This window comes from Flavitalea flava (assembly GCF_054461575.1).
Map to the genome: position 1 here is coordinate 89,353 of NZ_JBTLQH010000025.1, position 26,534 is coordinate 115,886.

Consider the following 26,534-nt stretch of genomic DNA (forward strand, 5'->3'; position numbering starts at 1 on the left):
TTTGCACCGCAAACGGAATTTATTTTTGAACAGTGCACAGGAATTTATGAGACATTTTCAGAACGGCATTCGTCATCGAACGATCTTAGCATTAACGGCAATTCTTTTCCTTCCCTTTTTTGCCTTTTCCCAAAAGAAAAAGAAGCCTTTTATAAAGGAGTTCTATTTTTCCTGGGGGTATAATACCGAATGGTATACCAGTAGCAATGTCCATATTTCCCAGCCATCCCTGGGAAATGATTATACCTTTAAAAGCATTAAAGGTCACGATCATCCAGGCTGGGATGAAGGCCTGTTCGGAAAACCGCTCACCATTCCTCAATATAATTACCGTCTTGGTTTCCTTTTTAATGAAGAAAAAGGATTGGGTTTCGAGATCAATTTCGACCACACCAAGTTCATCTTTTCCGATCAAAATGCCCGCATCAAAGGCACCCTCAATCATCGTCAGGTAGACAGCACCGTTGCCTTCAATGAAGCGAACGGGTTTTATTATTACCTGAATAACGGTGCAAATTTCCTGCTCTTCAATATCACCAAACGCTGGCATGTTTATAAGACCAACGATAAAAAGTTCAAGCTGGATTTCTATGGTAAGTTTGGGGTAGGTCCTGTTATTCCCCATGTGGATAACAGCTTTTTCGGCAAGGCCAATGACCCCGGTTTTCAATTCGGCGGTTGGAATACCGGAGCCGAAGGGGTGCTCAGAGCCACCTTCTTCAAATATGTATTCCTGGAATACAGCAACAAGCTTGATTATGCCCGTTATTCCAATCTGAATGTATATGAAGGCAAAGCTAAACAGGCTTTTGGTTCTTATCAGATGATCCTGAGTCTTGGTCTAAACTTTCCCACCTATAAGAAAAACTGATCCCGCCCGTAAGGCAAAGCAGGTTATTTCTTTTCAAATAACCACCAATCCCTTTTCGGAGGCCGTCGTTGGTAATTTTTGCTGATAAACGTATTGATATGTTCCATCGCTTCCGGGATACTATCTGTCAGCAAAACCAGGGACAGGTCTTCTTTGGAGATCGTTTCCTCCTTTGACATATATTCCATGTACTCCCATAATTCACGGTAGTATTCTTTTCCGAACAATACAATGGGGAACTGGGTCAATGTCTTGGTCTGCACCAGCGTCAAGGTCTCAAAAAATTCATCCATGGTCCCAAAGCCTCCCGGCATGATGATAAAGGCATAGGAATATTTTACCATCATTACCTTCCGGATAAAAAAATGTTCGAAGGTGATCGAAGTCTGTACATAGGGGTTGGGTTTCTGCTCAAAAGGTAGTTTGATATTACAACCGACAGATTGGCCGCCTTGTTCAAATGCTCCTCTGTTGGCCGCTTCCATGATCCCGGGGCCTCCCCCTGTCAGTGTGGTAAGACCCATGGCCGCAATTTGTCTTCCGAATTCCCGCGCCGATACGTAATGAGGGTGGTCCTCTTTAAAACGTGCCGAACCGAATACGGTGATACAGGGTCCGACAAAATGAAGGCTGCGGAATCCTTTAATAAACTCCCTGAACAGTTTCCAGGCGAAGCCCAGTTCATATAACCTGCTTCTTGGCCCTTCAAGGTATACCGGTTCCTTTGCGGGTACGATCTTCTCTGTTTTTTCCATAATTACATACGCTCGTATATTGACAAATTGTAACTTAGCTCTCGGTTACGGTTCCAAATTTAATATAAAGAAATTATGCCACCACTTCGAATTATCAGTTATAATGTTAACGGCATCCGCGCAGCGATGAATAAAGGCCTTATGGAATGGCTGCAAACCGACCCGGCCGATATCATATGTCTCCAGGAAACCAAGGCCGCAAAAGACAATGTCAATCACAAGCTATTTACCGATCTGGGTTTTCACGATTATTGGTTCTCCGCCCAGAAGAAGGGTTATAGTGGCGTGGCCGTATTTACCAAAATCAAACCGGATCACGTTGAATATGGCACCGGGCATAAAGTCAGCGACGATGAAGGAAGAGTGATCCAACTGGATTTCGGTGATATCCGATTGATCAATGCCTATTTTCCTTCCGGCAGTTCAGGAGACGAAAGACAGGCGTTTAAATATACCTGGCTCGATGAGTTATCCGTTTACCTGGAAAACCTGAAGAAAAAATATCCAAAAATTATTCTTTGCGGAGATTATAATATCGCACATAAGGAAATAGATATCCACGATCCTAAGGGGAATAAGAATTCCTCTGGTTTTCTGCCGGAGGAAAGGGCATGGATGGATAAATTCATCGCCAATGGCTGGGTGGACGCCTTTCGCCAGTTCCATCCGGAACCGCATCGGTATTCCTGGTGGACACAGCGTTTTCCCAGCGTCAGGTTACAGAATAAAGGCTGGCGCATCGATTATATAAACGTAACGGACAGCCTCAAAAATGACCTGTTGAGCGCCGATATATACCCGGATGTCAAACAAAGCGATCATTGCCCTATTTATCTGGAGCTGAAGACAAAATAAATGACCCCGGTCTTCCTGTTACCGATTTCGCCTTCTATCTTTATTACTTAACCAGGACAATCGGAATATGGAAACCCTAGTCGTATTATTTTTTATCGTCCTGATCTTTTTAATCGTTTCCTTTCGGACCAAAACCCTCGGGCGCATGGACGATCTGGAAAGGGAGATCAGAAACCTGAAACAGGTGATCAAGACACAAGGGCAGGTGCCGGTACAACCCCATGCATCGACGCCTTCCGGTCAGCCAGTTAAGCCAGAGCCTCCTGTTGAGCAGGTTCCGTCACTGCCATCTTTTGAATCTGTCCCAAAACCAACAACAGTTATTTCCAGACCTTCGGTTCCCCCTCCGCCGCCTGAGCCTGGTTTCTTCGAACGTCACCCCGACCTGGAAAAATTTATCGGGGAGAACCTGGTCAGCAAGATCGGGATCGCCATCCTGGTCCTCGCCATCGGATATTTTGTGAAGTATGCTATCGATAATGACTGGATCGGCCCCGTTGGCCGGGTCGCAGTCGGAATGTTATGCGGAGGCATCCTCGCCGGTATTGCCCACTATTTGCGAAATAGTTATAAAGCTTTCAGCTCTATATTGGTGGGTGGAGGCCTGGCCATTTTCTATTTTACCATTGCCCTGGCTTATCATCAATATCATTTGTTTGGGCAAACTCTTTCTTTTATCATCATGCTGGTCATTACGGTTTTCGCCGTACTGCTTTCTATTCTGTACGACCGGCAGGAACTGGCCATCATTGCCCTGGCAGGAGGCTTTTTAGCGCCTTTTCTGGTCAGCAATGGCAGCGGTAATTATAAAGTGTTATTCGGTTATTTGCTGATCCTCAACAGCGGCCTGCTGGCTATTGCTTATCATAAGGCCTGGCGATTGCTGAACTTGCTGGCATTTTTGTTAACATCTCTTCTTTTTGTTACCTGGATGTTCTTACTGCCCAATAATACTCCCGCCTCAACCCTCCGGGGCGGTTTTATATTCGCCACAATCTTTTATGCCTTATTCTTCCCGATCAATATTGCGCATAATATAAAAGAAAATAAAAAATTCATCGCTTCCGATTTCGGCATATTATTATTGAATACCTGTATTTATTTCGGTGTCGGTCTCTATCTGCTCAATGAAATGGGTCTGGGTCAGTACCGTGGATTGTTCAGCGCTTCCATGGCAGTGATCAATCTGCTGACCTCTTATATCCTCTTTCGAAAGAAAAAGGTAGATACAAATATCCTCTACCTGCTCATCGGCATCACTCTTAGTTTTGTCTCGCTGACAGCTCCGATTCAATTGCACGGCCATTATATCACCCTCTTCTGGGCTTCGGAGACAGTCCTGTTATATTGGCTATTCACCAAATCGCGCATTCCCATCATCAGGCTGGCTTCTTTCCTGATCTGGCTGGCTATGCTGGTAAGCCTGTTAATGGATTGGACGAGTGTTTATACCGGTGACGGGCAACTTCTCCTTCCCGGAGGAGGAAATCCTCACAGGACAATTCTTACGATACTGTTCAATAAAGGATTTATTACCGGCCTGTATACGGCCCTTGCCAGTTTTGCCTTGTTCCTGCTGCGAAAAAAAGACGCGCAGAAAAAAGTTAAGGTAGAAAAGGAAGAAGGAGTACACGACCGAGGGGGGTTCAAAGGCATTACTCCCCCTTTAGGGGGTTGGGAGGTGGCACCGTCTGTTTTCAGCGTAACCGGTATACTGCTTCTCTTTATCACCGGTGCACTGGAAATCAATTACCAGTTTACTACACATTATCCCGGAAGCGACTTACCCGCGCTGTACCTGTTACTCTATACTTTCACTTTCAGTTACACGATCACCATGTTGATCAGTCGCTTGAATTGGAAGTATCCCCATGAATTTACAGCCGGTTTGTCAGCGGCCTGTATCGTCATTTACCTGGTGTACCTGCCAGGTACGTTCGGAATTCAACGGGATATGCTGGAACAGGGTCATTACCACGTGCATTTTTTCGCTCATTGGATCTCGGCGCTGCTGATTGCAGGTTTCCTTTACCGTCTGATCGGGTTGCAGCGCACTGAAAAAATAAAAATCGATGACACCCTTGCTGCCTGGATCCTCTGCAGCCTGGCAGTGATCTTTCTCAGTGCAGAGATCCACCTGCTGACCGACCAGCTGTTTTATTCAGGATCGAATCCCCTGGAAAATATACAACGCGTTTATTTCAAAACAGGCCTTCCCATCTTATGGGGTCTCTGCTCTTTTGCCTTCATGTGGCTGGGCATGCGTCACAAATTCAAACCCCTGCGCATCATATCACTGGTATTATTTTCGGTTACTTTGTTAAAACTATTCCTGTTCGATATCGTTAACATTCCCGTCGCTGGAAAGATCGCTGCCTTTTTCTGCCTGGGGGTATTACTCCTGGTAGTTTCCTTTATGTATCAACGATTGAAAAAAATCATCATCGAGGATGAAGAAAAAAACAAACCATAAAAATACCGCTCTGAATCTTGGCCTGGTCCTTTGTCTGGCTGTGTTTCCATCAGTTCATGGCCATGCGCAGTCCAATTTTTCCTACCAGGCAAATCTGGATACCATCAGGCAGGCTGCTTTTTATAAGATCACCCTTCAGCCGGGATTGGTAGCCAAATCCAGGGCAGATCTGGCAGATCTGCGTATCGGTGACCAGCAGGGGCGATTTATCTCCTATGTATTAAAAAACGATCAGCCCGTTCTTTCAAAAGAAGGATTCAGGGAACTCCCCATCCTTTCCAATGAAAAATTCAAGGACAGCATTACGGAAATCGTCATCGCGAACGAGGCATCCCTTTCTGTCAGTTCTTTATTGTTCTTTATCCGTAATATAAGCGCCAGACGCACCTGCACTTTTAGCGGGAGCGATGATAAACAAAAATGGTTTGTGATCCGGGAACACATCGGATTGGAAGACGGTCCGTCACCGGAAATAAATAGTCTTTTTTATATTCAAACGATCTCTTTTCCGCCAAGCAATTACCGCTTTTTTAAAATGAGCCTGGATGACAAAGGATTGTTACCCATCAATGTCCTGAAAGCCGGTATTTCAACCCATAGTGTTACCAATGGAAAATACCTGGAGATCCCGGACCCTGTCCTATATCAAAAGGATAGCAATAATAAACACTCCTATATTACCCTTCAGTATGGAGATAATTACCGGATCGACAGACTCGGCCTTACCATTCAGGGGCCTGTCCTATACAAGCGGTATGTGCGGATCTATGACAGTACTATGTACGGAAGGGCGCCGATAAAAGAAATAAGCATCGATCCGTCAAACACGACTTTCCTTCTCCCTTTTGTTAAAACGAACCGGCTGCTGATCGATATAACCAACGAAGATGACACACCACTGCTTCTTAAAAAAGCAGCAACGGAACAATTGAACCTGTACCTACTCGCCTATCTCCAGCCTGGTTCCGGCTATCATGTACTGACCGGGGATCCGAAGGCAGTGCCGCCCGCATACGATCTGAAATATTTTGTGGACAGTCTTACCAGGGACCCTCAGGAGATCTTTTCCGGACCCATCCTGTCCTTGCTCAACCCGGTAAAACCAATAACCACGGCACCCAAAAATAATTCACAAACCCTGTTATGGTGTATCATTGCATTGGTCCTGGCATTGCTGATTTCCCTGAGTATTAAAATGGTGAAAGCTATTTCTCAAAAAGATTTACAAAAAGATAAAGATGGGAACGATCGTTTATAATGTCACGGTTAAAGTGCGCTGGAATATCCTGGAAGACTGGCTGGCCTGGGAGCTGGAGGAGAACATTCCTGCCGTAATAGCCACCAAACAATTCGATGATTATAAATTTTACCGTCTCCTGGAGCAGGATGAAGCGGAAGGGCCGACCTTTGTGGTGCAGTATGTTACCAGCACGCTCGAACGTTACGAGGACTATGTTGTTAGATTCGCCCCGGCCCTGGAACAGGGTTCCCGTGAAAAATGGGGTGACGGCTATATTGCTTTCCGTACAATAATGAGTCAGGTCTAGCTGAATGCTATGCCCAGGAAACCTGCGGGCAATTTTGTTAACCAGGTATTATTAACGGATTTGTTGTTAACGGATGACTTGTGCACTAATTGTGGAAAAGAATTAAAAAAATTTTGTCAGATTAAAATTTGTTGTAAATTCTTTCCAAAGCCTTCACTGGTAAGGATTCCAGCCTCCAAGGTGTGAAACATGCTACCGTTCTACGTTTCACGGATTTAACGTAAATTTTGCATCGGATAATTACGAGGGCCGTTTTGTTAAAATCCTTGTCCCACGCGGCTTGGCGCAACTTCTCCCATTTTTTAAAAAAACTAAAAAAATTTTGTCGGATTCAAAAAGCGGGTATATTTGTTGCTGCTAATAAAATAAAATATTACACTATGAACAAAGCTGAATTAATCGCAAAGATTGCCGATGATGCAGACATTACAAAAACTCAGGCAAACGCTTCCCTGGATTCTTTTGTTGAAGCAGTAACCAAAACATTAAAAGGTGGCGGTAAAGTTACCTTGGTAGGTTTCGGTACTTTTTCTGTATCTAAGAGAGCCGCCCGTAATGGACGTAATCCTCAGACAGGTGCTGTTATCAAGATCAAAGCCAAGAAAGTAGCTAAGTTCAAAGCAGGTAAAGAATTGTCTGCAAAATTATAACGCCAGGCCGCCGGCCCGATAATCGACATAAAGCTCCGCTACCGGGCATCCGTGCGCAGGTACCGGGGCTTTTTTAACCAGATACATTTAAAGCAACACATATGGGTAGAGGAGATAAGAAAACCAAGAAAGGAAAGATATTCAAAGGGTCATTCGGCAAGAGCCGCCCTGCTAATCCTGTCAAGCCCGCCACAAAAGCGGCTCCTGCAGCAGGTAAGAGCGAACCTAAGTAAAAGAAGTGACCGGACGGACGTATACGTTTGTCCGGTCATCTTTTTATTTGCTCTTTATTTTTATAAAGACGGCTTAAAAGGACAGCATTCCCTCAAAGGTAAAATCAAAATCTTTCGTAAGGCAAGGCTTTTCTTCCTAAGGGGCCAATCTTTGTACCCTCCAGGTACCATTTCCCTGCAGGCTGTAGAGAATTCTGTCATGTAATCGACTGGGTCTACCCTGCCAAAATTCGATCCGCGTAGGCTTAAGGCGATAACCTCCCCAATGCGGAGGCCGGTCAATCGTTCCCCCTGAAAAAGAGGATCGGATCTTTTCCTCGTTCAATTCCAGCCAGGTCCTGTTTTCGATCACTTCGCTCTGAGGCGAAGCCCAGGCCCCTATACGGCTGCCTTCCGGCCTGCTATGGTAATAGTCGTCGCTTTCCTTTTCGCTTACCAGTACGACCAGGCCGCTTATACGGACCTGTCTTTCCAGCTCCTTCCAGAAAAAGACCAAAGAGGCGCGGGGATTTTCCAGCATTTGACGACCCTTTGAACTATGATAATTGGTAAAAAAGGTAAATCCCCTTTCATCCATCCCCTTGAGGAGCACAATACGGGCGTCCGGCATTCCGTCACCGGAAGCGGTAGCCAGGGTCATAGCATTGACTTCATCAATCCCCGAGCGGGTAGCTTCTTCCCACCATTTTCCGAACTGACCGATGGGTTCGGCAGCGACGTCTTTTTCAGAAAGGGATTGCAGTTTGTAATCTTTGCGGATGTCTGCGATCGTATTCATGTCCTAAAATTACCAAAAAGAGTGACACCGGTCACTCATCCTGTGCATTGGCAGTTCCCGTTATTTTTTCCAGGAGGGTCTCCATATCACTTACGCGGCGCAATTGGCTCTCTATTTTCTTATTGTGTTCGGTTATTTCCTGCAAGTCATGATTCAACTCTTCCAGGAAAACAGACCTTTTCTGATACTGAACCCGCTGGAAATTCGACTCTTTCAGCTTCTCCTCCGTATCGGCCAATATTCTCGCCAACCGCTGATTTTCTTCCCGCATGGCAATTTGCCTCAATTTCATCTCATCGTGCTCTTTTCCCAGTTTAAAGTAGGTCTCCCTTAATTCTTCGTAATCGGCGCTTTTTTTATAGGGCTGGGTAAGATAAGCCTGCAGCTTCAGCAGCTTTTCCTGTAATCCATTGTATTCTTCATAGGCCTTATCGAGGCGCAGACTCATTTCTTCTGTGAGTTTTTGCTGGTGACGGAGATAACTGACCTCATTCTCTTTTTCGACCAGCATTTGGCCCGTAGTGCGAACCTGTTCGCCCAGATCCTCATTCAGCCGCTGCAATTCCTGATTTTTCCGTTCCGCCTCCCCTAATAGCTGGGTTTGTTCCAGCAGACGATAGATGCTGTTGTTGTGTTCCACCAGTTTTTCCTGGGCAAACTGTAATTGAGAAAGGTAATTGTTGGCAGGATGAGCAGCCGGCAACGGAACGGCAAGCACAGGATTTGTTTCTTCCCGGATCTCTGCTCTGACTGGCTGGGCACGCATGGCACTGTATTCCGCCTCTTCCAGCTTTATCTGGGTTTCTTCCAGCTCCCTGCGCAGGTCCTCTATCTCCTTGCGGGTCTCCTCCAGTTCGATGGTAAGGATCTGTTCATTCTCCTGCGCCAGACTCACTTTATCGCGCAATTGCTGCTGCGATCGTTCCTGCATGTCCATATCATTGTAATACTTCAGCTTCCAGTTATCATTCTCGCTGATACCGGTGGAAGGGGTGGGGTCGCTGATATGGAGCGCTTTTTTTGCGTTCCAGAAAAAGTGGATGGTAAATCCTAAAATAAGCGCCCCCAGCTCGCAGATGATGATCTCGGGCAGGCCCATGGTCAATTGAAATCCTAAAATTATTTCCAGATTGTTTAAGGTGTTCATAACGGTTCGGAACTGGTTTTACCAAATAACTATAAAATGGCTTTCCGGGATGATAGATAAAATAACCGTTTTTCAAGGGAATCGATACAGAGAGGGAAGCACTAAAAAACCACCGTTCAGGGTGGCAGGCAGATCATCAGATAAGAACCCAAACGGGGCTAATCTGATGTTAAGCCCCATTTGGGTTCTTATTGAGCCATTAAATTACTATGCTTTGGGCAGATATGCAAATTATTTGAAACGCTATGTGTAACCCTCAATCTTTCAATTCTTTACCAGGGTACCGACATTTTCCCCCTGTACAACCTTCATCAGGTTCCCGGGCTTGTTCATATTAAAAACAATAATGGGTAGTAAGTTTTCCATACAAAGCGTAAAGGCAGTCATGTCCATTACCCGGAGGTTTTTGGAGATACATTCCTGGAAAGTGATCGTATCGAACTTGGTAGCCGTAGGGTCTTTCTCCGGATCTGCGGTATAGATGCCGTCCACTCTTGTACCTTTCAGAATAACATCGGCGCTGATCTCGATGGCGCGTAAGGAGCCCGCCGTATCGGTCGTGAAATAAGGATTGCCCGTTCCTGCGCCAAAGATCACTACTCTTCCTTTTTCAACGTGCCGGATGGCCCTGCGGCGGATATAAGGTTCGGCGATCTGTTCCATCTTTATGGCGCTCTGAAGGCGGGTGAACACGCCGATCTTTTCGAGACCTGCCTGTAAGGCCATCCCGTTGATCACCGTGGCCAGCATTCCCATATAATCTCCATGGGCTCTTTCAATACCTGTCTCCGCCTCGTTCATGCCCCGGTAAATGTTACCTCCGCCAATCACGATCGCCACCTGGACCCCCAGATCGACGATTCCTTTAATGTCTTTCGCATATTGGGCAATAACCGCATTATCAAAACCAAAACTCTTATCTCCCATTAATGCTTCACCGGATAATTTGAGTAGGATCCTTTTGTACGTTGACGCCATGTTCAGATGTATAGTTTCTAATTGATTTGCAAAGAAAATGGTTTTTTCCCGGAAGAGGGCCGATTCGGCAGGAAAACTTAATAAGGCCTAAAAAAAGCGGGTCAGGAATATTCCTGACCCGCTCTATTTTACTATTGTTTACCCATTAGGGGTTGACCGTTCCGGTCTCCCACCTGCAGGAACTGCGTTCGATTATCCTAACTGAACCCTTCTGAATTGAATTACCTTGACGGCAGCATCCACGCTCTTCAGGTAATCCCCAACAGTTTTGGAAGCATCCTTTACATAAGGCTGCGCCGTTAAGGTATTTTCCTTGAAAAAGGCATTCAGCTTGCCAACGGCGATCTTATCGATCATTTCGTCAGGTTTGCCGGCCATCTTAGGGTCATTCTTGATCTGCTCGGTAACGATCGCCTTTTCACGGGCAACCACGTCGGCAGGAACGGCATCGGGATCAACCGCAACGGGATTCATGGCGGCAATCTGCATGGCCAGGTCCTTGCCGGCATCGAGAACAGCCGGCGAATTTTTGGTCAATCCAACCAGGACACCCATACGGTAGGAACCATGAATATAAGCAGAAACGCCTTCGGCATCGATCCTTTCAAAACGGGTCAGTTGAACCTTCTCGCCGATCTTGGCTACCTGGTCATTGATCTTGTCCGATACGGTTGCTCCATCCAATTGGGAAGCCAACAGCTCCTCCAGGGATTTCAGGTTGTTCTTCAGCGCTACGCCCACAATGCTCTGTGCAAAAGCAACGAAATCGGAGTTCTTGGCCACGAAATCAGTTTCGCAGGCCAGTGTTACGATATAACCGGTCTTATTATCGGGTGTGGTCGTTGCGATAATAACCCCTTCCTTTGCTTCACGGTCGCTACGTAAGGCAGCCACTTTCTGGCCTTTTTTACGCAGGTAGTCGATGGCTTTTTCAAAATCACCGTCACTTTCCACCAATGCCTTGCGGCAATCCATCATCCCGGCGCCGGTTGTCTGGCGCAGCTTGTTAATATCGGCTGCTGTTATAGTTGCAGTTGACATATAATATAAATTGAGGTATTAATAAATGATTAACGGCCACCCCCCGGACGCCTTGGGCCGGAATTCGGTACCCTGCGTTTCGGCTGGCTGGTTCCTTTCACCTTGTCTCCACGGGAACGATTTGCTTCACCCTCTGCCTCTGCCTGCAGACGGGCTGCTTTCTTCTCATTCTCGTCATTGCCTGTATCTTCTACATCATCTTCCTTCGCAGCTTGTCTTTCAGCCAGACCCTCTGCAATAGCGGCAGTGATGTAACCGGCTATGATCGCAATGGATTTGGTAGCGTCATCGTTGGAAGGAATAGCGAAATCCACTTTATTGGGATCGCAGTTGGTATCTACCATGCCGAAGGTAGTAACACCCAGGCGTTTGGCTTCGGCCAATGCAATATGTTCATGCCCGATATCCACGATGAACAAGGCAGCTGGAACACGTCCCAACTGAGCGATACCGCCCAAAACCTTTTCCATCTTATCCCTGTCACGGGCAAGTGTCAGACGTTCTTTTTTGGTAATGCTGTCGAAAGAGCCATCAGTCAACATCTTATCGATGTTCTGCATTTTCTTTACGCTCTTGCGGACCGTATTAAAATTGGTCAGCATGCCACCCAGCCAACGCTCGGTCACAAAAGGCATATTGACTTTTTTAGCACATTCGGTAACAATCTCTTTTGCCTGTTTCTTGGTACCGACAAACATGACCTTTTTACCGCTCTTGGCGATCTGTTTCAAGGCCGCAGCCGCTTCCTGCAGGCTCTCGGTGGTCTTGTTCAGATCTATGATATGAATGCCTTTCTTTTCAGCGAAGATATAAGGCAGCATTTTGGGGTTCCACTTCTTACGCAGGTGACCGAAATGTACACCGGCTTCGAGTAGTTGCTGTTGCAAGGAAGTGTTATTTTCCATTGTATGTATTTAAAAATTTATTCCGTGAATGATTAAAGCGAACCAACTGTTAACGTTTACTGAACTGGAAGCTTCTTCTTGCTTTCTTACGACCTGGTTTCTTACGTTCAACCTTTCTCGGATCGCGACGTAATACCCCGGCTGCTTTCAGCAAAGGACGAAACTCCGGATTTACTTCCAGCAGCGCACGGGCAATACCCAGCTTGGCCGCTTCGGCCTGGCCTTTCATACCGCCACCGGCTGCGTTGATCTTCACGTCATATTTATCCGACAGTTCTACCGTTTTTAAAGGCAGTTCCACCTGGTTCTGGAGATATACCAGGGAAAAATATTGTTTGTAGTCTTTATTGTTGATCGTGATCTTGCCTTCACCCTTGCTAAGAAACACCCGGGTTACAGCCTGTTTACGGCGACCAACTGCATTTTTTTGCTTTTCCATTTATAAGAAAATTAGAAGGTTAATGTTTTAGGTTGCTGTGCAGTGTGCGGATGCTCAGCACCGGCGTACACGAATAATTTTTTATACATCTTGCGGCCCAGGCGATTCTTTGGCAGCATGCCCTTGATAGCCCTTTCAATCAGTGCATCCGGACGACGTTTCAGAAGACTCTTCGCAGTTTCTTCTTTTTTACCGCCGGGATAACCGGAGAAATTGATGTAAATCTTGTCTTCCAGTTTGTTACCGGTAAACCTAACCTTATCGGCATTGATAAACACGATAAAGTCTCCGCAATCAACGTGCGGGGAATAATACGCTTTGTTCTTGCCACGCAATATCGCGGCGATCCTTGCACACACGCGGCCAACGGTTTGATTAGTACCGTCCACAACATACCAGTCGCGTTTAACGGTAGCCTCGTTCGCATGTTTGGTGGTGAAATGTAATTTGCTCATTGTCTAGTTTTTTTACATGAAACTGTTGCTATCCCAACAGTATTAAAATAAAATGGATGGCGAAGGTAGGCCGATTTAAAGGCAAGTAGCAAAAAAAAGGAAGATATTTTTACAGGTACCGTTGTAACGTGTTGATTTTCAATAAAAAATTTGATCGATGTTAAGTATGACCATATAAAACCCTGAATGAATAGTTGTTTTTAGGACTTTTCGTTATTTAGAATGCAATCCTTGGCGGGCTAAAATAACACAACAAATTTGTTGTATTGTTGGAATTTTTTCTTACTTTTACTTGTCCAATTTATCCCTGATAAAGACCGAAACCTTTTTAAAAAATTATTAAACTCGGCGAAATGCAAAACAACTCAATTAACCAAAACCATTATGGTGCGGAACATGCCCTAATGCGACAAAAATTCAAAACAAAGGCTTATGAACCTAAGTTTCAACTCAAAAGGCTATCTCTACCAGACCGAATCCCTGAACTATGATGAGTTTATAATTCTCTTTGGCACGAATCACGAAAGAATGCAGCAAATTAACAATGCATTGCACTTTTTTAAGATTTTTTATCGCTGTGGCTGTGGCACCGTCTATATAGACGGAAGTTTTGTGAGTAAAAAGAAATATCCGGAGGATATCGATATGTGTTTTGATATCTCTACTCTAAATGAAGAAAGACTAAAAAATGAATTTCCCCAGTTCTTTGACCCTAATGAATTAGGGAAAATTCACAAAAAGTTAAAGTGTCATATTTTTTACTTTACAGAAAAGAATACTTTTTTACTTGATATGCTAAAGGAAGACCGGGATGGCAACGGGAAAGGATTGATAAAATTAGACTTAAACAACCTGGACTATTATGATTAAAAATGAAAAACAATATAAGATCACCAAAAAAAAGATTCTCGGTATCAAGGAGAAAATAGCGCAAATGAGTACAGGAAACGAGCCGGCTCATTTGAAAGATCAGCTTATCCTGGCATCATTAATCAACTTCCAAAAAGATCTGGAAGAAGAAATTTCTGCATATGATCTTTTAAGCAAAAACAAATCAATTACCCTTGATGAAAGGATCATTGATGATCTCCCCCTTATGCTTATCGAGTTTAAACTCAGTTGCGGTCTGACACAAAAAGAGTTCTCTAAAAAAATAGGCATGAAGGAGCAACAGCTTCAACGTTATGAGGCTGAGAACTTTAAAAGTATATCCTTCAAGAACCTCATTAAAATACTTCATTCGGTAGGCCTGGAGATAAAAATAAAAGGAGCGGTCATTGGCAAAATGACAAAAGCAATCGCGTCATAATGGATCGATTACTTAAATTGCAGTTTGTTTCATAATTAATTTCTATGTCATTTCCCATCCTCGCGCTCGGACGCAACAGCTTTGGTAATCCCGCCAATAAGGGCAATTTATTACCCCTGGAAGAAGCGCATGCATTGCTCAACGAATGGGTTCCGAACGAACGTCTTCGCCTTCATATGCGCCAGGTTGGGGCCGTCATGAAGGCCTGGGCCCAGGAAAAAGAAGGAGCGGACGAAAAGACCGCCTTAAAATGGGAGTTATCCGGCTTATTGCATGATGCCGATTGGGAAATACATCCCGAGTCGCATTGCCGGGTCATCATTGAAAAACTGGAAGAGTTAAACATCGACCCGGAGGTCATTCATTGCATCGCCTCACATGGGCCCAAATACTTCGGAGTCGAACCCGAAAATACGATGGATAAAATGATCTATGTGTTCGATGAATTATCCGGTTTTATTCATGCGTCGGCCCTTATCCGGCCTACCCGTTATGAAGGAATGGACGTCAAAGGCATTTTAAAGAAATTAAAGACCTTGTCCTTTGCCGCCCAGGTAAGCAGGGATGATATCAGCGATGCGATCGGCCGCATCGATACTCCGCTGGAAGAGATCATCCAATTCATAATAGACCATCAAAAAGAAGTGCAATAAAATTAGTGCAGTGAAAGAAGTGCAGTAAGAAATGCGGTGAGGAAACGGTGGGGGGGGTGAAGATTGCCGGACAGACAAACTATTAATGGGCGGCACCAGAAGCCCTTATATACATATACCCAAACCCATCATATACATTATCCATTAAAGATAAAGTGTCATTTTTCAAGGCAATTACCTGCGGACTCATTCCGGTATTGCCGTTGAACGAAATAGCAGGCCCTTCTGATCCGAATATATTTTTAAGCACGGAAATGCTGTACGTTCCGGAATCAAATACATGCCCGTTCAGCGCCCTTTTATAGGTGTGATCATTTTTCAGGCTTAACAGATTTACGGAGTCGGGCGTTGACTTTTTGATAACTCCCGCAATTCCACCACTCCAGCCTGCCAATTGCCAATTACCTTGTAATGGAAGTTCAGAAGATCCGGTCTTTTTACACCCCTGCGGTATGGTGAACAATAATATCAGTCCTGAAAGCAGTATCGTTTTCATGGTTGCCTATTTACCCTTTGACAAATACCCCGTATTAAGCGTTGCACCGGAACCTTAAAGACATTTTTTATTAATTTGTTTTTTGGGGAGGATCCCCGGATTAAGCTAAAAATCAATACCGAACCATTTTTTCCTTTCCTTTTTCTGGTATTTATCGTAATTGAACTTGTATAATTTACCCGGGCGATGGGGAACATCGGTTTCAAGCTCCCCTGTATCTTCCAAAAGGTCCATAGAAAAAAACTTCTTTCTGAAATTGCGACGGTCCAGTTTGACATCCAGAATGGCTTCATAAAGATTCTGCAGTTCCCGTAAAGAAAACTTCTTGGGCAGCAGACTGAACCCTAACGGGTGTTCCTGTATCCTTTTCTGTAGCCATTCATAACAGACATTCAGGATCCTTTTATGATCAAAGGCCATTTCCGAAAGCATGTTGAGCCGGTGCCAGTGCAGCTCATTGTCATGGATCTTCAGCTTATGATGCTCGATATTGATCAGGGAACAATAGGCAAGCGTCACTACCCGGGCAGCCGGATGCCTGCCAACTTCCCCGAATGCCTTTACCTGTTCCAGGTAGACATCGTCCATTCCCGTCCTTTCCTTCAGGATCCTGTAGGCGGCCTGTTCCAGATCTTCATGGTTATTTACCAGGTCCCCCAGCAGAGACCATTTATTGTCAAACTTTTCCAGATCCGATTTAATCAGCAATACCTTTAACTCATTATCGTCAAACCCGAATATGACGCAATCCACGGAAATTCCGATAATCCCGTCGCTTTCCAGCTGTTTCAGAATGGTCTTTATATTCTTTTGACTGGCTACAGCACTTGCGGCGGCACTGTCAACCGTTAGTGTGCCCTCTTCAGGGTTTGAGCTCTCGTCCGGTTTTGAGGTATTGTCCAGATTCGTGTTAGGGTCCATAGAACTACGAAATTAATATACTGCTGAAATTTCCGGCACTAATTTTTTAGTCAACACTGCCGCAGCCCTTATTTTTCACTATTCCTTCGATTTTAGCATTCTGATTTTCGTCCCTCGACATACAGCCGTAATTTTACCTGACCAGACATAAAAAGGTTCACCAAAATCTCCAACATGTTTTCCGCCAATCAGACCCAAGAACTGCAAAAACTGACCACTACCCTGCTGAAGGCAGCCGGTAACCATTCGCTTAAAAAAGCGCAGCTGGAGGATCTGAGGGAAGCCCTTCGTTTTCATGAATACCGCTATGCTATCCTTAATGATCCGCTGATCGCAGACGTTGAGTACGATACATTATATAAGGAACTGGAAAAGATCGAAGCGGAACATCCGGAAATGATCATCCCTGATTCCCCCACCCAGCGGGTAGCCAAAGGCCTTACCAAAGACTTCCCGACGATGCAGCACCTGGTGCCTATGCTGTCCCTGGAAAACTCTTATAATGCGGAAGATCTCCTCGATTGGGACCGTAAGGCCCGGGAGCTCGCCGGTCTGGAAGAAGTGGAGTACTGCGTGGAACCAAAATTCGACGGAGCAAGCATCTCCCTTACTTATGAAAATGACCGGCTTCTTCGCGGGGTTACCCGGGGCGATGGGATTGCCGGCGACGAGATCACCACCAATATCCGCCAGATCCGTTCCGTACCGCTCTCTGCAGCCTTTTCCCGTTATGGCATCCAGCTGATCGAGATCCGGGGGGAAGTATTGATGAACAAAAGCAATTTTAAGAACTATAATGACCAGCTGGCGGAACAAAATCTCGCTCCCCTGGCCAACCCACGCAATGCTGCGGCTGGTTCCCTGCGCATAAAGGATTCCCGGGAGGTAAGCCGCCGGAACCTGGAAGCCTTCCTGTATCATGTAAGTTATTTTTCCACGATCCAGGGATGGCAAATGGCAGATGGTCATCTGTCCGGACCTCCGGTTAAAGGGGAGAAAGTTCAGCTCCACGATGCGCTGAAAACGCATAGCGGCTCTCTGGGGATGTTATGGGATCTCGGTTTCAGGAGCCCTCAAAAAGAAAAAAAGATCATTATAGGAATTCAGGGAGTGATCGATTTTTGCCTGAATTTTGAAAAGGGCAGAGACGACCTGCCCTATGAGATCGACGGACTGGTCATAAAGGTAAATTCGATCGCCTTGCAGGATAAAATGGGTATGACTACCCACCACCCGCGTTGGGCCATAGCCTTTAAATTTAAAGCCAGGCAGGCCACCAGCATCCTTCGTAAAGTGGAGTTCCAGGTGGGTCGTACCGGCAGCGTCACCCCGGTAGCCAAAATCGATCCGGTACCTCTGAGCGGGGTTACCGTTAGCTCGGTCTCCATATTTAATGAAGAGGTCGTACGCGAAAAAGATCTCCGGATCGGGGACCATGTCCTGGTCGAGCGTGCCGGGGATGTTATACCGTATATAGTAAAACCGCTTACCGAATTACGGACCGGTAACGAAACTGCCATTGTTTTTCCAACTCATTGCCCTGTCTGCGGGCATAAGTTGGTCAAACCGGAAGAAGAAGCCGTATGGCGCTGTGTAAATATCGACTGTAAAGCCCAGGTGGTAGAGCGTATTATCCATTTTGCCAGTAAAGACGCCATGGATATCCGCAGTTTCGGGGATGCCAATGTCCGCAAATTCTTTGAACTGGGGTTCCTCAAAAATGTACCCGGCGTTTACCAGCTTCCCTTCGATAAGATCAGAGAGCTGGAAGGCTTTGGCGAAAAAAGCGTAAATAATCTTCAATCGGCCATAGAAACCTCCAAACAGCAACCTCTCCACCGGCTCCTATTCGGCCTGGGGATCCGTTATGTTGGAGAGACTACGGCAAAGGTCCTGGCAGCTGCGATCGGCCACCTTTACGAACTTAAGGCATATACCATCGAAGAATTGCTAAACCTGGAGGATATAGGCCCCAAGGTGGCGAACAGCGTTTACCAATTCTTTCATGAACCCGCCAATATGGCTATGCTCCATCACCTGGAATCCCTGGGAATAAACCTGAAAAGCCATAAATCGGCCTTAAATCAATCAGGCAACCTGGATGGCCAAACGTTCTTATTTACGGGCACCCTGAACCGCCTTAAACGGTCGGATGCCGAAGAAATGGTCGAAAAGAACGGCGGAAAGCTGTTGAGCGGGGTAAGCAGCAAGCTTAATTTCCTCGTAGTAGGGGAGGATGCCGGTAGTAAGCTGGAAAAAGCAAAAAAGATCACTTCCATCCGCGTACTAACGGAAGACGAGTTTATTAAGCTCCTAACGGACCAAGGGTCCGTTGCATAACCGGGCAAAGCATAACTGAGTTCCGTTGGCAATCGCAAGAGAGCGGTCATATTTGCCAGGAACCGCTCTCTTGCGCAAAAAACATATAATAATATTTTCTTACGTTACTGGTAATTCGAAAATCTTTTTCGTAACTTTAAGAAAATTGTAGGCATGATTAGAAAACTCACCGGCGAAGTGTGGAAACCTTTGCAGTTTCCCGGCTGGAAACAACTCCGAAAAAAGTATGCACTATCATCTCTGGGTCGGGTAGCCAGTTACTCAGAAGATGTATTAGCCGATGGCAAATTGCTCAACGGCAGTCTCACAACAGGCTATAAAACGCTCAACCTTCACCGGCCAGGTAATAACGGAACACTGTATATCCATCGCGAGATTGCCCGTTTGTTCCTGTCCAAAGGTTCTGCGAAACACAAATACGTGATCCACGTAAATCACAACAAATTGGACAACGCGGCCAAAAATCTGAAATGGGCCACGCTCGAAGAAATGATCGATCATCAGCAGAAAAGCCCCGCTAAGATCGCTTACAAAAAAGTACAGGCTAACCGCACTGTTGGATTAAAACTAACGGCATCCCAGGTAAAGACCATCAAAAAGACATTGGCCAGCAAGAACCGCCAACTCACCATTAAGAAATTAGCCGAAAAGTACAATGTCAGTGAAATGACCATGTACCGTATCAAGAGCGGAGAAAATTGGGGAAGGATCTAAGCGAAGCATCGTAGGCATCGGGACCAGGTTCAGCCAACAATTCCACTGCGGCCAATTGCGGATAATGGCAGGAGGATTCACTATGGGCCTTCGTTTCCCCATGTAAAACTCAAAGCACGGACGATAAAATCAATACTACATAACAAAGAAAAAAGGATAGGGATATAGGGTATGTTGCAAGCAGCTACGGTCAAATTCCTGAAAGACCTGAAAAAAAATAATAATAAGCCCTGGTTTGAAAAGAACAAAATTGTTTACCTGGATGCGAAGGAAGATATCGAGCAATTCACACAACAGGTAATCGATGGCCTCGGCAAAACGGATCCTGACATCGGCCTGCTAAAGCCAAAAGATTGCCTGTTCCGCATCTACCGGGACGTTCGTTTCTCAAAAGACAAGACTCCTTACAAAACCAATATGGGCGCTTCCTTTAATAAAGGAGGCAAAAAGATCCCTACAGCGGGCTATTATTTTCATAGTGAAGCAGGACGTAGTTTCGCTGGAGGAGGACTATGGATGCCCATGGCTCCGGAATTAGCCAAGATACGCCAGGAGCTGGATTATAGTTTTGAAGAATGGAATAAGATCACCGGCGCAAAAGCATTCAGGAAAATCTTTCCGGCCGGAGTGGATGGGATTGAAACCCTTTCCAGGCCTCCGAAAGGATATGATGACCAAAACCCTGCCATCGAATTTCTGAAAATGAAAAGCTTTGTAGTAACTCGTCCTCTTTCAGATGCAGAACTTCAATCCAAATCGCTGTTAAAGGAAGTATTAAAAACATTTGAAGTAATGAAGGATTTTATCGGTTTCTTAAATCGGGGGATCGACTAGGCAAGGTGGACAAGGTGGACCACGGGTCCACCGCCCGAAGGGCAATCATGAACGATACTGTTTTGCACTTCAGTGCAAAACAAAAAAAGGATGATCCCGGCCCGCCGGGATCATCCCTTAAATCATCATCCAATTAAAAAAATTTTACGCTGGAAAGCTCTCCCCTCCATTTCAGACGTCACAATTTTATCAACCCGCTCTTCACTAAATATTCCGCGATCTGAACCGCATTCGTAGCCGCACCTTTGCGCAGGTTATCGCTGACGACCCACATATTCAAGGTCCTGGGCTGTGTCTCATCCCTTCTCAGTCTGCCAACGAATACATCGTCTTTTTCATGTGCATCCTTTGGCATCGGATACTGCTGTGCGGCAGGATCATCCACTACTACCACTCCGGGAGCCTTGCTCAAAAGAGCCTTAACCTCTGCCAGATCGAATTCCTGTTCAAATTCTACATTGACCGATTCGCTGTGCCCCCCCATGACCGGAATACGTACCGTCGTAGCTGTTACCCTGATGGTATCATCACGCATGATCTTCCGCGTTTCATTCACCATTTTCATTTCTTCCTTGGTATACCCGTTATCCAGGAATACATCGATCTGAGGGATCGCGTTCAGATCGATTGGATATTTATACGCCATTTCTCCCTGTATCCCTTTTCGTTCATTCATCAGCTGCGTTACCGCCTTTACTCCGGTTCCCGTCACACTCTGGTAGGTGGAGACCACGATCCTTTTCACTTTGTATTTTTGGTGCAGGGGATTCAACGCCACGACCATTTGAATCGTCGAACAATTGGGATTGGCAATGATCTTATCCTCACTGGTAAGCGCATCTGCATTTAATTCAGGAACGACCAGCTTCTTGGTTGGATCCATCCTCCAGGCCGAAGAATTGTCCACAACCGTGATCCCGGCGGCCGCAAATTTTGGCGCCCATTCCAGGGAAGTTCCACCGCCGGCGGAGAACAAGGCCAGGGCAGGCTTCGCTGCAATTGCATCCGTGGCGCTAACGATCTTATATTTTTTGCCCTTGAATTCCACCTCTTTGCCAATGGATCTTTCCGAGGCTACGGGAATCAATTCGGTGACCGGAAAATTTCTTTCCGCCAATACTTCTAACATTTTTGTGCCTACTAAACCGGTAGCGCCTACGACTGCAACTTTCATTTTTTTTGCCCTCCTGGTCTTTCCGCCTGGGCGAAAAGTGTTGTGTTTTTTTATTGTTAAGAATAATTATTCATCCCGTATGGACCACGGGTCCATTGGCCGAAGGCCCATTATTAGCCTTTTTTTGCCGGGGTTATTTTTTTCAAAAACCCCGGCAAAAAAAAACCTTCCCGATCCGGGAAGGCTTTTATTATCTTGGCATACAAAACAATTAAACCGCTTCCCGCTGTAGGAACTGCTTCTTGGTTTGCTTTGTATGTTTCATTATCATTTGCATAACGGGTCCAAAAGTAGGCAGGAATTAATTTTCCCCCAAATTTTTTATTAATTAAACCAGTTTTATATCAAAATTCACCAGGTCCACGAACTGACGGATCCGGTTATCGATATCAGCCTTGGTAATCTCTTTCAAACGGGTAGGTCCGAATTTTTCCACGCAGAAGGAAGCCATAGCGGAACCTACAATGATAGCCGTTTTCATATTTTCAAAAGAGATATCCCTGGTATGGGCGATATGACCGATAAAACCTCCGGCAAAAGAATCGCCTGCGCCGGTCGGATCAAAAACTTCTTCCAAAGGAAGTGCGGGTGCTACAAAGACCTGGTCGCGATGGAAAAGCAATGCTCCATGTTCTCCCTTCTTTATAATTACATATTTAGGCCCCATCTTCATGATCTCCTTTGCTGCCTTCACCAGGGAATACTGACCGCTAAGCTGACGGGCTTCGCTGTCATTGACCATCAGCACATCAACCAGGGTCAGCGCCTTTTCCAGTTCAGGAAGCGCTATTTCCATCCAGAAATTCATGGTATCCAGCACAATTAGTTTGGGACGTATCTTCATTTGCTCCACCACACTGATCTGCAGAGCGGGAGCGCCGTTCCCCAGCATCAGGAACTCACTGCCCTGGTAGCTTTCCGGAATAACGGGATTAAAGTCGGCCAGTACATTCAGATCGGTTACCAGGGTATCGCGGGTATTCATATCCAAATGATATTTACCGCTCCAGAAAAATGACTTTTTATCTTTTACCACTTCGACACCTTCCAGGTTTACTCCCCGGCTCTTCAGTGCATCCAGCTCCTCTTTTTCGAAATCATAGCCAACGATCGATACCTGATTGATGGGCTTTATGAAAAAACTGGCCGCATAGGCAGCATATGTAGCAGCTCCCCCGACGATACGATTGGTCTTTCCGAAAGGTGTTTCTATGGCATCATAAGCCATCGATCCTACAACAATTAGTGACATAGCGTGAATTTGGGAAGCAAACCTACATTATTTCTTACTAACACTCGTTAGTGTTTTTTATCTTTGCCCATCTTTAGGCATTATGGCAAAAATTCAAGGCAAGAAAAACAGTACCAAAAAAGAAATCATCATTGAAAAGGCTTCCAAACTTTTCCGTGAAAAGGGCTTTGGGGCCGCTTCTATGCGGGACCTGGCCGAAAATGTGGGGGTCGAAGCCGCCAGTCTGTACAATCATATTCAATCCAAATCGGAGATCCTGCAAACGATCTGCTTCAAGGTCGCCAATGAGTTCATGACGAACCTGGAAGCTGTGGAATTGAGCCAGCAGCCCACGATGAAGAAAATGGAAACGATCATCCGGCTTCATATACGTATGATGCTGGACCAATATGAATATGTATATATCGCCGATCACGAATGGAGGCATCTACCGGAGCCCTATCTCTCGAATTTTCTGAACCAGCGGAGGAACTACCGGAAGCGGCTGGGAATGATCATCGAAGAGGGAATCAGCAAGGATGAAATGAAGAACATCGAACCTTATGTTGCCGTCCTTACCATATTATCGGCTATCAGCGGGATCGATTCCTGGCAACGCTCCCGCAAAAGCACCAGCGCCGAAGCCCTGGAGACCAATATGGTGAAATACCTGATCGAAGGATTAAAAAAGTAACGGCCAATTCAACAAATTAAAAAAATGGCAAGTCATTTCAGGACTTTACAGATAGAAGATATCAGACGGGAAACTGCCGATTGCGTATCCATTTCCTTTACCATTCCTCCGGAATTCCGGGAAGAATTCCGGTTCAGGCAGGGACAAAATATTACCATTAAAATCCGCCAGGGAGGGGAAGAGATCCGCCGGTCCTATTCGATCTGCAGCAGTCCCCTGGATAATGAATTGAGGATCGCCGTAAAAAAAGTACCGGAAGGCCGGTTCTCCACCTTTGCCAATGACCAGCTACACATCGGGGAATCGCTGGAAGTACTGCCGCCAAGCGGTAAATTCTATACGGAACTCCACTCAGGTAACCGGAAACATTACCTGGCTTTTGCTGCAGGGAGCGGTATTACACCCGTCCTTTCCCTTATCAAAACTACATTGGCCGGTGAACCCGGAAGCCGGTTTACCCTGGTTTACGGGAACCGTCACCGGGGCTCTATTATTTTCAAGGAAGAACTGGAGGCATTGAAAAACCGTTATATGAGCCGTCTATCCCTGCATCATATTCTGAGCCGGGAAAAAATGGACAGCCCGCTCAACCAGGGAAGGATCGACGATCAAAAACTTCAGGAACTGACCGAAAAATTGATCCCCCTTCAGGAGACAGACGAGATCTTTATTTGCGGGCCCGGGGAAATGATCTTCACCGTTAAGGATTACCTCGAAAAAAAGGGAGTTGACAAAAAGAAGGTCCATTTTGAATTGTTCCATACCCAGGATCAAAGACCATCGGAGAGGAAACCGGAAAGTCCCGAGGTCAAACAATCAAGAGAAGGCAGGACCAGCAAGGTTACTATTCGTCTGGATGGCGCTCAATTCGACTTTAATCTGCCTTTCGATGGTGATTCCATCCTGGATGCTGCCCTTCGGGAAGGGGCAGACCTTCCTTTTGCCTGTAAAGGAGGCGTATGCTGCACCTGCCGTGCCCGGCTCACCGAAGGAGAAGTGGAAATGGAGGTAAATTATGCCCTGGAAACGGAAGAACTGGCAGCCGGTTTTATCCTGACCTGCCAGTCCCATCCCAGAACGGACAAAGTAATTATCGACTTTGACTCGAAATAATTTTGAGCCGCAACCTCTCTTTTTAACGCCAGCGCATATCTTCCAGACCGCCTACAGGCAAAAATGGATTACCCGCTATACGGTAAACAATAGTGGTAATCACCCAGTTAATTATAAATCCAATCAAAATGATAACCAGGGCGCTAACTATGATATATCCGATTTTTTTGTCCTCAGGCGTTTTCTTTAAAGCCGGGATACCCAGGTAAAAAAGGTAAATGGAATACAAACCCAGAATCCCTAAAATGCTCAGGGATGGGATGATATTAAATATACCGGCCACCCAAACTGCCGTATAAGAATAGGCCACCAACTGGGCCGATCTGCCCAAATTCTTTTCCGATCCAAAACTGGGAGCCAGCGCATCCACAACATACGTGCAGATAAAATAGCCTACCACAGAGGCCAGAAAACTATTTAAACCCATAATGACCCCCCATTTAATGCCGCTGATCTTAAAAAACACGGCATTAACCCCGATCAGTCCATAACCGATGAAAAGCGCTATGGCAGGGATTAAAGCCATCGGGATGACATATTTTCCCAACAGGGATTGCGGGGTTTCCGTTTCGTTTTGGATGACTGTCCATTCCGAGGCGGGGGACAACAGAATGTTTTTAGCTCTGGTAATAATTGACATATCGTTAGGATTTATATTATTGTAATATAAAAATTCATTTCCGGCCCTGCAACTATTTCGCAGTTAACTGTAATTTTAACGGTTAAATCCTCTAATTAATTAAGCCAATGCAAAAGATAAAAGCGGTAATCTTCGATCTTGACGGAACCCTGGCAGATACCCTACCCTTATGTATCGAAGCTTTCAGAAGATCGGTCGAGCCACTTATTCACCGTTCCGTTACCGATGAAGAGATCATCGCCACTTTTGGACCTTCCGAAGAAGGGACCATTATGGCCCTTGCGCCCGATCACTATGAGAAAGGGGTGGCAGACTATTTACACTTTTATCAAATATTACACGGATTATGCCCAGAGCCCTTCGGAGGAATCAGGGATCTTTTGACGGAGTTAAAAAAGAAATCAGTCCGTATTGCCATGGTCACCGGAAAAGGTAAACATAGTACTACCATTTCTTTACAACAATTTGGCCTGACCCCTTTTTTCGAATATATAGAAACGGGCTCTCCCTACGGCCCGAGGAAGGCGGAAGGTATAGAAATAGTCCTTAACCAATTCGGGGATATTCCAAAAGATGCGGTCATATATGTCGGTGATGCCCCTAGCGACATTACAGCCAGCAGAAAAGCAGGTATACCGGTTATTGCAGCCGCCTGGGCAGAAACAGCAGAACCGGAAAAATTAAAGGAAGGCCGGCCGGACGAAATATTCTATACCATTTCGCATTTTTCGACCTGGTTAATCTCGAAAATTTAACCCGGAGCTCTTTGATTGCATTAAAGAGCTGCTGACCCTACTGAAAAACAATTCCGTCATTATTGCCATAGTTCCCTGAAAAGGAAAATACAGCACCGGTATTTCATTTCTCACCTAATAATTATTAAAACATATTGTATCTTTCTTTTAAATAAAACTGGTGAAAAAAATAGTGAGTTTAAAACCATTTTATAATTTCATTTTCGACCAAAGAGATCTCCCCTATTGGATTGTTGACCTTAATACCGCAAGTTTGGCGGGTATTTTTATATGGCCATTCGCTTGTATAACATCAGTAGCCAGATACGGAGATTATGAGTTTGAGCGACTAACCAGTTTCGACTTTCTACTAATTTTTACCTATCCTTTAATATTGATCCCCTTAACTTTCGTGAGCTATAAGGTATTTAAATTCAGCAAAGTAATTTCCGCCCTACTACCTATAATAGTTGTACTATTTTATGCTTTCAGGCTTTATCGATCTTTTATTTATCATATCATGCATTAGGCAACCCCTTGCCCCATTCCTTAAA

29 protein-coding genes are annotated in these 26,534 nt (G+C 45.4%); 16 read left to right on the forward strand and 13 right to left on the reverse strand.

The genetic code is table 11. The features are described 5' to 3' along the window. Positions 1-46: 46 nt before the first annotated feature. A complete protein-coding gene (locus ACX0G9_RS20410) occupies positions 47-871 on the forward strand; it encodes a hypothetical protein (protein ID WP_459066799.1) in 825 nt (274 codons plus the stop codon). A gap of 23 nt (positions 872-894) precedes the next feature. Here the strand turns inward: ACX0G9_RS20410 and ACX0G9_RS20415 are convergent, their stop codons facing one another. Then, positions 895-1,626 carry an LOG family protein gene (locus ACX0G9_RS20415; protein ID WP_459066800.1) on the reverse strand — a complete coding sequence of 244 codons (732 nt, stop codon included), beginning with the start codon at positions 1,624-1,626 and terminating at the stop codon, positions 895-897. 75 nt (positions 1,627-1,701) lie between these two features. On the opposite strand from ACX0G9_RS20415, the gene ACX0G9_RS20420 reads away from it, so the two are divergent. The 6 genes from ACX0G9_RS20420 (at position 1,702) to ACX0G9_RS20445 (ending at position 7,384) form a co-directional block, all read left to right on the forward strand. Beyond that, positions 1,702-2,481, forward strand: a complete 780-nt coding sequence (locus tag ACX0G9_RS20420; protein WP_459066801.1) for an exodeoxyribonuclease III — start codon at positions 1,702-1,704, stop codon at positions 2,479-2,481. Positions 2,482-2,548: 67 nt separating this feature from the next. Next, positions 2,549-4,954: a DUF2339 domain-containing protein gene (locus ACX0G9_RS20425; RefSeq protein ID WP_459066802.1), complete on the forward strand. Its 2,406-nt coding sequence runs from the start codon at positions 2,549-2,551 to the stop codon at positions 4,952-4,954. Next, on the forward strand, positions 4,932-6,212 hold the full coding sequence (locus tag ACX0G9_RS20430; protein ID WP_459066803.1) for a hypothetical protein: 1,281 nt from the start codon (positions 4,932-4,934) through the stop codon (positions 6,210-6,212). The genes ACX0G9_RS20425 and ACX0G9_RS20430 overlap by 23 nt, the downstream gene beginning before the upstream one ends. Next, positions 6,193-6,501, forward strand: a complete 309-nt coding sequence (locus tag ACX0G9_RS20435) for a DUF4286 family protein (protein ID WP_459066804.1) — start codon at positions 6,193-6,195, stop codon at positions 6,499-6,501. The genes ACX0G9_RS20430 and ACX0G9_RS20435 overlap by 20 nt, the downstream gene beginning before the upstream one ends. A gap of 266 nt (positions 6,502-6,767) precedes the next feature. Beyond that, positions 6,768-7,151, forward strand: a complete 384-nt coding sequence (locus ACX0G9_RS20440) for an HU family DNA-binding protein (RefSeq protein WP_459066829.1) — start codon at positions 6,768-6,770, stop codon at positions 7,149-7,151. Positions 7,152-7,252: 101 nt separating this feature from the next. Beyond that, the gene (locus ACX0G9_RS20445; RefSeq protein ID WP_459066805.1) at positions 7,253-7,384 is read left to right on the forward strand and encodes a 30S ribosomal protein THX; all 132 of its coding nucleotides are present in this window, start codon (positions 7,253-7,255) and stop codon (positions 7,382-7,384) included. A 136-nt stretch (positions 7,385-7,520) separates the two neighbouring features. Here ACX0G9_RS20445 and pdxH read toward each other — a convergent pair whose 3' ends face one another. From pdxH to rplM, 7 genes are all read right to left on the reverse strand, one after another. Then, positions 7,521-8,162, reverse strand: a complete 642-nt coding sequence (gene pdxH, locus ACX0G9_RS20450) for a pyridoxamine 5'-phosphate oxidase (RefSeq protein ID WP_459066806.1) — start codon at positions 8,160-8,162, stop codon at positions 7,521-7,523. Between the two features lie 31 nt (positions 8,163-8,193). Next, positions 8,194-9,309 carry a hypothetical protein gene (locus ACX0G9_RS20455; RefSeq protein WP_459066807.1) on the reverse strand — a complete coding sequence of 372 codons (1,116 nt, stop codon included), beginning with the start codon at positions 9,307-9,309 and terminating at the stop codon, positions 8,194-8,196. A 264-nt stretch (positions 9,310-9,573) separates the two neighbouring features. Next, the gene (gene pyrH, locus ACX0G9_RS20460; RefSeq protein ID WP_459066808.1) at positions 9,574-10,287 is read right to left on the reverse strand and encodes a UMP kinase; all 714 of its coding nucleotides are present in this window, start codon (positions 10,285-10,287) and stop codon (positions 9,574-9,576) included. A 192-nt stretch (positions 10,288-10,479) separates the two neighbouring features. Beyond that, complete coding sequence (tsf, locus tag ACX0G9_RS20465) at positions 10,480-11,328, reverse strand: translation elongation factor Ts (RefSeq protein WP_459066809.1); 849 nt, start codon at positions 11,326-11,328, stop codon at positions 10,480-10,482. A gap of 29 nt (positions 11,329-11,357) precedes the next feature. Next, a complete protein-coding gene (rpsB, locus tag ACX0G9_RS20470) occupies positions 11,358-12,233 on the reverse strand; it encodes a 30S ribosomal protein S2 (RefSeq protein WP_459066810.1) in 876 nt (291 codons plus the stop codon). 49 nt (positions 12,234-12,282) lie between these two features. Next, positions 12,283-12,672: a 30S ribosomal protein S9 gene (rpsI, locus tag ACX0G9_RS20475; RefSeq protein ID WP_459066811.1), complete on the reverse strand. Its 390-nt coding sequence runs from the start codon at positions 12,670-12,672 to the stop codon at positions 12,283-12,285. 11 nt (positions 12,673-12,683) lie between these two features. Then, a complete protein-coding gene (gene rplM / locus ACX0G9_RS20480) occupies positions 12,684-13,127 on the reverse strand; it encodes a 50S ribosomal protein L13 (protein ID WP_459066812.1) in 444 nt (147 codons plus the stop codon). Positions 13,128-13,559: 432 nt separating this feature from the next. Between rplM and ACX0G9_RS20485 the strand changes: the two genes are divergently transcribed. Genes ACX0G9_RS20485 through ACX0G9_RS20495 form a run of 3 tightly spaced genes read left to right on the forward strand, consistent with a single transcriptional unit; the run spans position 13,560 to position 15,089 of the window. Beyond that, on the forward strand, positions 13,560-13,997 hold the full coding sequence (locus ACX0G9_RS20485; RefSeq protein ID WP_459066813.1) for a DUF6932 family protein: 438 nt from the start codon (positions 13,560-13,562) through the stop codon (positions 13,995-13,997). Beyond that, on the forward strand, positions 13,990-14,436 hold the full coding sequence (locus ACX0G9_RS20490; RefSeq protein ID WP_459066814.1) for a helix-turn-helix domain-containing protein: 447 nt from the start codon (positions 13,990-13,992) through the stop codon (positions 14,434-14,436). Before ACX0G9_RS20485 ends, ACX0G9_RS20490 begins: the two co-directional genes overlap by 8 nt. Positions 14,437-14,480: 44 nt before the next feature. Then, positions 14,481-15,089 (forward strand): hydrolase, encoded by a 609-nt coding sequence (locus tag ACX0G9_RS20495; RefSeq protein WP_459066815.1) that lies wholly within the window; start codon positions 14,481-14,483, stop codon positions 15,087-15,089. An 82-nt stretch (positions 15,090-15,171) separates the two neighbouring features. On the opposite strand, the gene ACX0G9_RS20500 is transcribed toward ACX0G9_RS20495, so the two are convergent. Both ACX0G9_RS20500 and ACX0G9_RS20505 read right to left on the reverse strand, forming a co-directional pair. Continuing rightward, entirely contained in the window at positions 15,172-15,585 is a 414-nt protein-coding gene (locus ACX0G9_RS20500) for a hypothetical protein (RefSeq protein ID WP_459066816.1), read from the reverse strand. Positions 15,586-15,690: 105 nt separating this feature from the next. Further along, positions 15,691-16,506, reverse strand: coding sequence for an NUDIX hydrolase (locus tag ACX0G9_RS20505; protein WP_459066817.1), 816 nt, complete (start codon positions 16,504-16,506; stop codon positions 15,691-15,693). Between the two features lie 174 nt (positions 16,507-16,680). Between ACX0G9_RS20505 and ligA the strand changes: the two genes are divergently transcribed. From ligA to ACX0G9_RS20520, 3 genes are all read left to right on the forward strand, one after another. Then, positions 16,681-18,846 (forward strand): NAD-dependent DNA ligase LigA, encoded by a 2,166-nt coding sequence (ligA, locus tag ACX0G9_RS20510; protein WP_459066818.1) that lies wholly within the window; start codon positions 16,681-16,683, stop codon positions 18,844-18,846. Between the two features lie 153 nt (positions 18,847-18,999). Further along, positions 19,000-19,560 (forward strand): NUMOD4 domain-containing protein, encoded by a 561-nt coding sequence (locus tag ACX0G9_RS20515; RefSeq protein ID WP_459066819.1) that lies wholly within the window; start codon positions 19,000-19,002, stop codon positions 19,558-19,560. Between the two features lie 171 nt (positions 19,561-19,731). Continuing rightward, entirely contained in the window at positions 19,732-20,394 is a 663-nt protein-coding gene (locus tag ACX0G9_RS20520) for a DUF2461 domain-containing protein (protein ID WP_459066820.1), read from the forward strand. A 178-nt stretch (positions 20,395-20,572) separates the two neighbouring features. Here the strand turns inward: ACX0G9_RS20520 and ACX0G9_RS20525 are convergent, their stop codons facing one another. Together ACX0G9_RS20525 and ACX0G9_RS20530 are read right to left on the reverse strand one after the other, a co-directional pair. Then, on the reverse strand, positions 20,573-21,568 hold the full coding sequence (locus tag ACX0G9_RS20525; protein ID WP_459066821.1) for an aspartate-semialdehyde dehydrogenase: 996 nt from the start codon (positions 21,566-21,568) through the stop codon (positions 20,573-20,575). Positions 21,569-21,896: 328 nt separating this feature from the next. After that, positions 21,897-22,820 carry a PfkB family carbohydrate kinase gene (locus ACX0G9_RS20530; RefSeq protein WP_459066822.1) on the reverse strand — a complete coding sequence of 308 codons (924 nt, stop codon included), beginning with the start codon at positions 22,818-22,820 and terminating at the stop codon, positions 21,897-21,899. An 82-nt stretch (positions 22,821-22,902) separates the two neighbouring features. On the opposite strand from ACX0G9_RS20530, the gene ACX0G9_RS20535 reads away from it, so the two are divergent. Further along, positions 22,903-23,493, forward strand: a complete 591-nt coding sequence (locus ACX0G9_RS20535) for a TetR/AcrR family transcriptional regulator (RefSeq protein ID WP_459066823.1) — start codon at positions 22,903-22,905, stop codon at positions 23,491-23,493. Positions 23,494-23,517: 24 nt separating this feature from the next. Continuing rightward, the gene (paaE, locus tag ACX0G9_RS20540) at positions 23,518-24,606 is read left to right on the forward strand and encodes a 1,2-phenylacetyl-CoA epoxidase subunit PaaE (protein ID WP_459066824.1); all 1,089 of its coding nucleotides are present in this window, start codon (positions 23,518-23,520) and stop codon (positions 24,604-24,606) included. Positions 24,607-24,628: 22 nt separating this feature from the next. Here paaE and ACX0G9_RS20545 read toward each other — a convergent pair whose 3' ends face one another. Continuing rightward, the gene (locus tag ACX0G9_RS20545) at positions 24,629-25,246 is read right to left on the reverse strand and encodes a Yip1 family protein (protein ID WP_459066825.1); all 618 of its coding nucleotides are present in this window, start codon (positions 25,244-25,246) and stop codon (positions 24,629-24,631) included. Positions 25,247-25,353: 107 nt separating this feature from the next. On the opposite strand from ACX0G9_RS20545, the gene ACX0G9_RS20550 reads away from it, so the two are divergent. Continuing rightward, the gene (locus tag ACX0G9_RS20550) at positions 25,354-26,001 is read left to right on the forward strand and encodes an HAD family hydrolase (RefSeq protein WP_459066826.1); all 648 of its coding nucleotides are present in this window, start codon (positions 25,354-25,356) and stop codon (positions 25,999-26,001) included. The last annotated feature ends 533 nt before the right edge of the window (positions 26,002-26,534 follow it).

Coding starts and splice junctions, on each gene's coding strand:
- ACX0G9_RS20410 (WP_459066799.1), top strand. CDS start 47: ATGAGACATTTTCAGAACGGCATTCGTCATCGAACGATCTTAGCATTA.
- ACX0G9_RS20415 (WP_459066800.1), bottom strand. CDS start 1,626: ATGGAAAAAACAGAGAAGATCGTACCCGCAAAGGAACCGGTATACCTT.
- ACX0G9_RS20420 (WP_459066801.1), top strand. CDS start 1,702: ATGCCACCACTTCGAATTATCAGTTATAATGTTAACGGCATCCGCGCA.
- ACX0G9_RS20425 (WP_459066802.1), top strand. CDS start 2,549: ATGGAAACCCTAGTCGTATTATTTTTTATCGTCCTGATCTTTTTAATC.
- ACX0G9_RS20430 (WP_459066803.1), top strand. CDS start 4,932: ATGAAGAAAAAAACAAACCATAAAAATACCGCTCTGAATCTTGGCCTG.
- ACX0G9_RS20435 (WP_459066804.1), top strand. CDS start 6,193: ATGGGAACGATCGTTTATAATGTCACGGTTAAAGTGCGCTGGAATATC.
- ACX0G9_RS20445 (WP_459066805.1), top strand. CDS start 7,253: ATGGGTAGAGGAGATAAGAAAACCAAGAAAGGAAAGATATTCAAAGGG.
- pdxH (WP_459066806.1), bottom strand. CDS start 8,162: ATGAATACGATCGCAGACATCCGCAAAGATTACAAACTGCAATCCCTT.
- ACX0G9_RS20455 (WP_459066807.1), bottom strand. CDS start 9,309: ATGAACACCTTAAACAATCTGGAAATAATTTTAGGATTTCAATTGACC.
- pyrH (WP_459066808.1), bottom strand. CDS start 10,287: ATGGCGTCAACGTACAAAAGGATCCTACTCAAATTATCCGGTGAAGCA.
- tsf (WP_459066809.1), bottom strand. CDS start 11,328: ATGTCAACTGCAACTATAACAGCAGCCGATATTAACAAGCTGCGCCAG.
- rpsB (WP_459066810.1), bottom strand. CDS start 12,233: ATGGAAAATAACACTTCCTTGCAACAGCAACTACTCGAAGCCGGTGTA.
- rpsI (WP_459066811.1), bottom strand. CDS start 12,672: ATGGAAAAGCAAAAAAATGCAGTTGGTCGCCGTAAACAGGCTGTAACC.
- rplM (WP_459066812.1), bottom strand. CDS start 13,127: ATGAGCAAATTACATTTCACCACCAAACATGCGAACGAGGCTACCGTT.
- ACX0G9_RS20485 (WP_459066813.1), top strand. CDS start 13,560: ATGAACCTAAGTTTCAACTCAAAAGGCTATCTCTACCAGACCGAATCC.
- ACX0G9_RS20490 (WP_459066814.1), top strand. CDS start 13,990: ATGATTAAAAATGAAAAACAATATAAGATCACCAAAAAAAAGATTCTC.
- ACX0G9_RS20495 (WP_459066815.1), top strand. CDS start 14,481: ATGTCATTTCCCATCCTCGCGCTCGGACGCAACAGCTTTGGTAATCCC.
- ACX0G9_RS20500 (WP_459066816.1), bottom strand. CDS start 15,585: ATGAAAACGATACTGCTTTCAGGACTGATATTATTGTTCACCATACCG.
- ACX0G9_RS20505 (WP_459066817.1), bottom strand. CDS start 16,506: ATGGACCCTAACACGAATCTGGACAATACCTCAAAACCGGACGAGAGC.
- ligA (WP_459066818.1), top strand. CDS start 16,681: ATGTTTTCCGCCAATCAGACCCAAGAACTGCAAAAACTGACCACTACC.
- ACX0G9_RS20515 (WP_459066819.1), top strand. CDS start 19,000: ATGATTAGAAAACTCACCGGCGAAGTGTGGAAACCTTTGCAGTTTCCC.
- ACX0G9_RS20520 (WP_459066820.1), top strand. CDS start 19,732: ATGTTGCAAGCAGCTACGGTCAAATTCCTGAAAGACCTGAAAAAAAAT.
- ACX0G9_RS20525 (WP_459066821.1), bottom strand. CDS start 21,568: ATGAAAGTTGCAGTCGTAGGCGCTACCGGTTTAGTAGGCACAAAAATG.
- ACX0G9_RS20530 (WP_459066822.1), bottom strand. CDS start 22,820: ATGTCACTAATTGTTGTAGGATCGATGGCTTATGATGCCATAGAAACA.
- ACX0G9_RS20535 (WP_459066823.1), top strand. CDS start 22,903: ATGGCAAAAATTCAAGGCAAGAAAAACAGTACCAAAAAAGAAATCATC.
- paaE (WP_459066824.1), top strand. CDS start 23,518: ATGGCAAGTCATTTCAGGACTTTACAGATAGAAGATATCAGACGGGAA.
- ACX0G9_RS20545 (WP_459066825.1), bottom strand. CDS start 25,246: ATGTCAATTATTACCAGAGCTAAAAACATTCTGTTGTCCCCCGCCTCG.
- ACX0G9_RS20550 (WP_459066826.1), top strand. CDS start 25,354: ATGCAAAAGATAAAAGCGGTAATCTTCGATCTTGACGGAACCCTGGCA.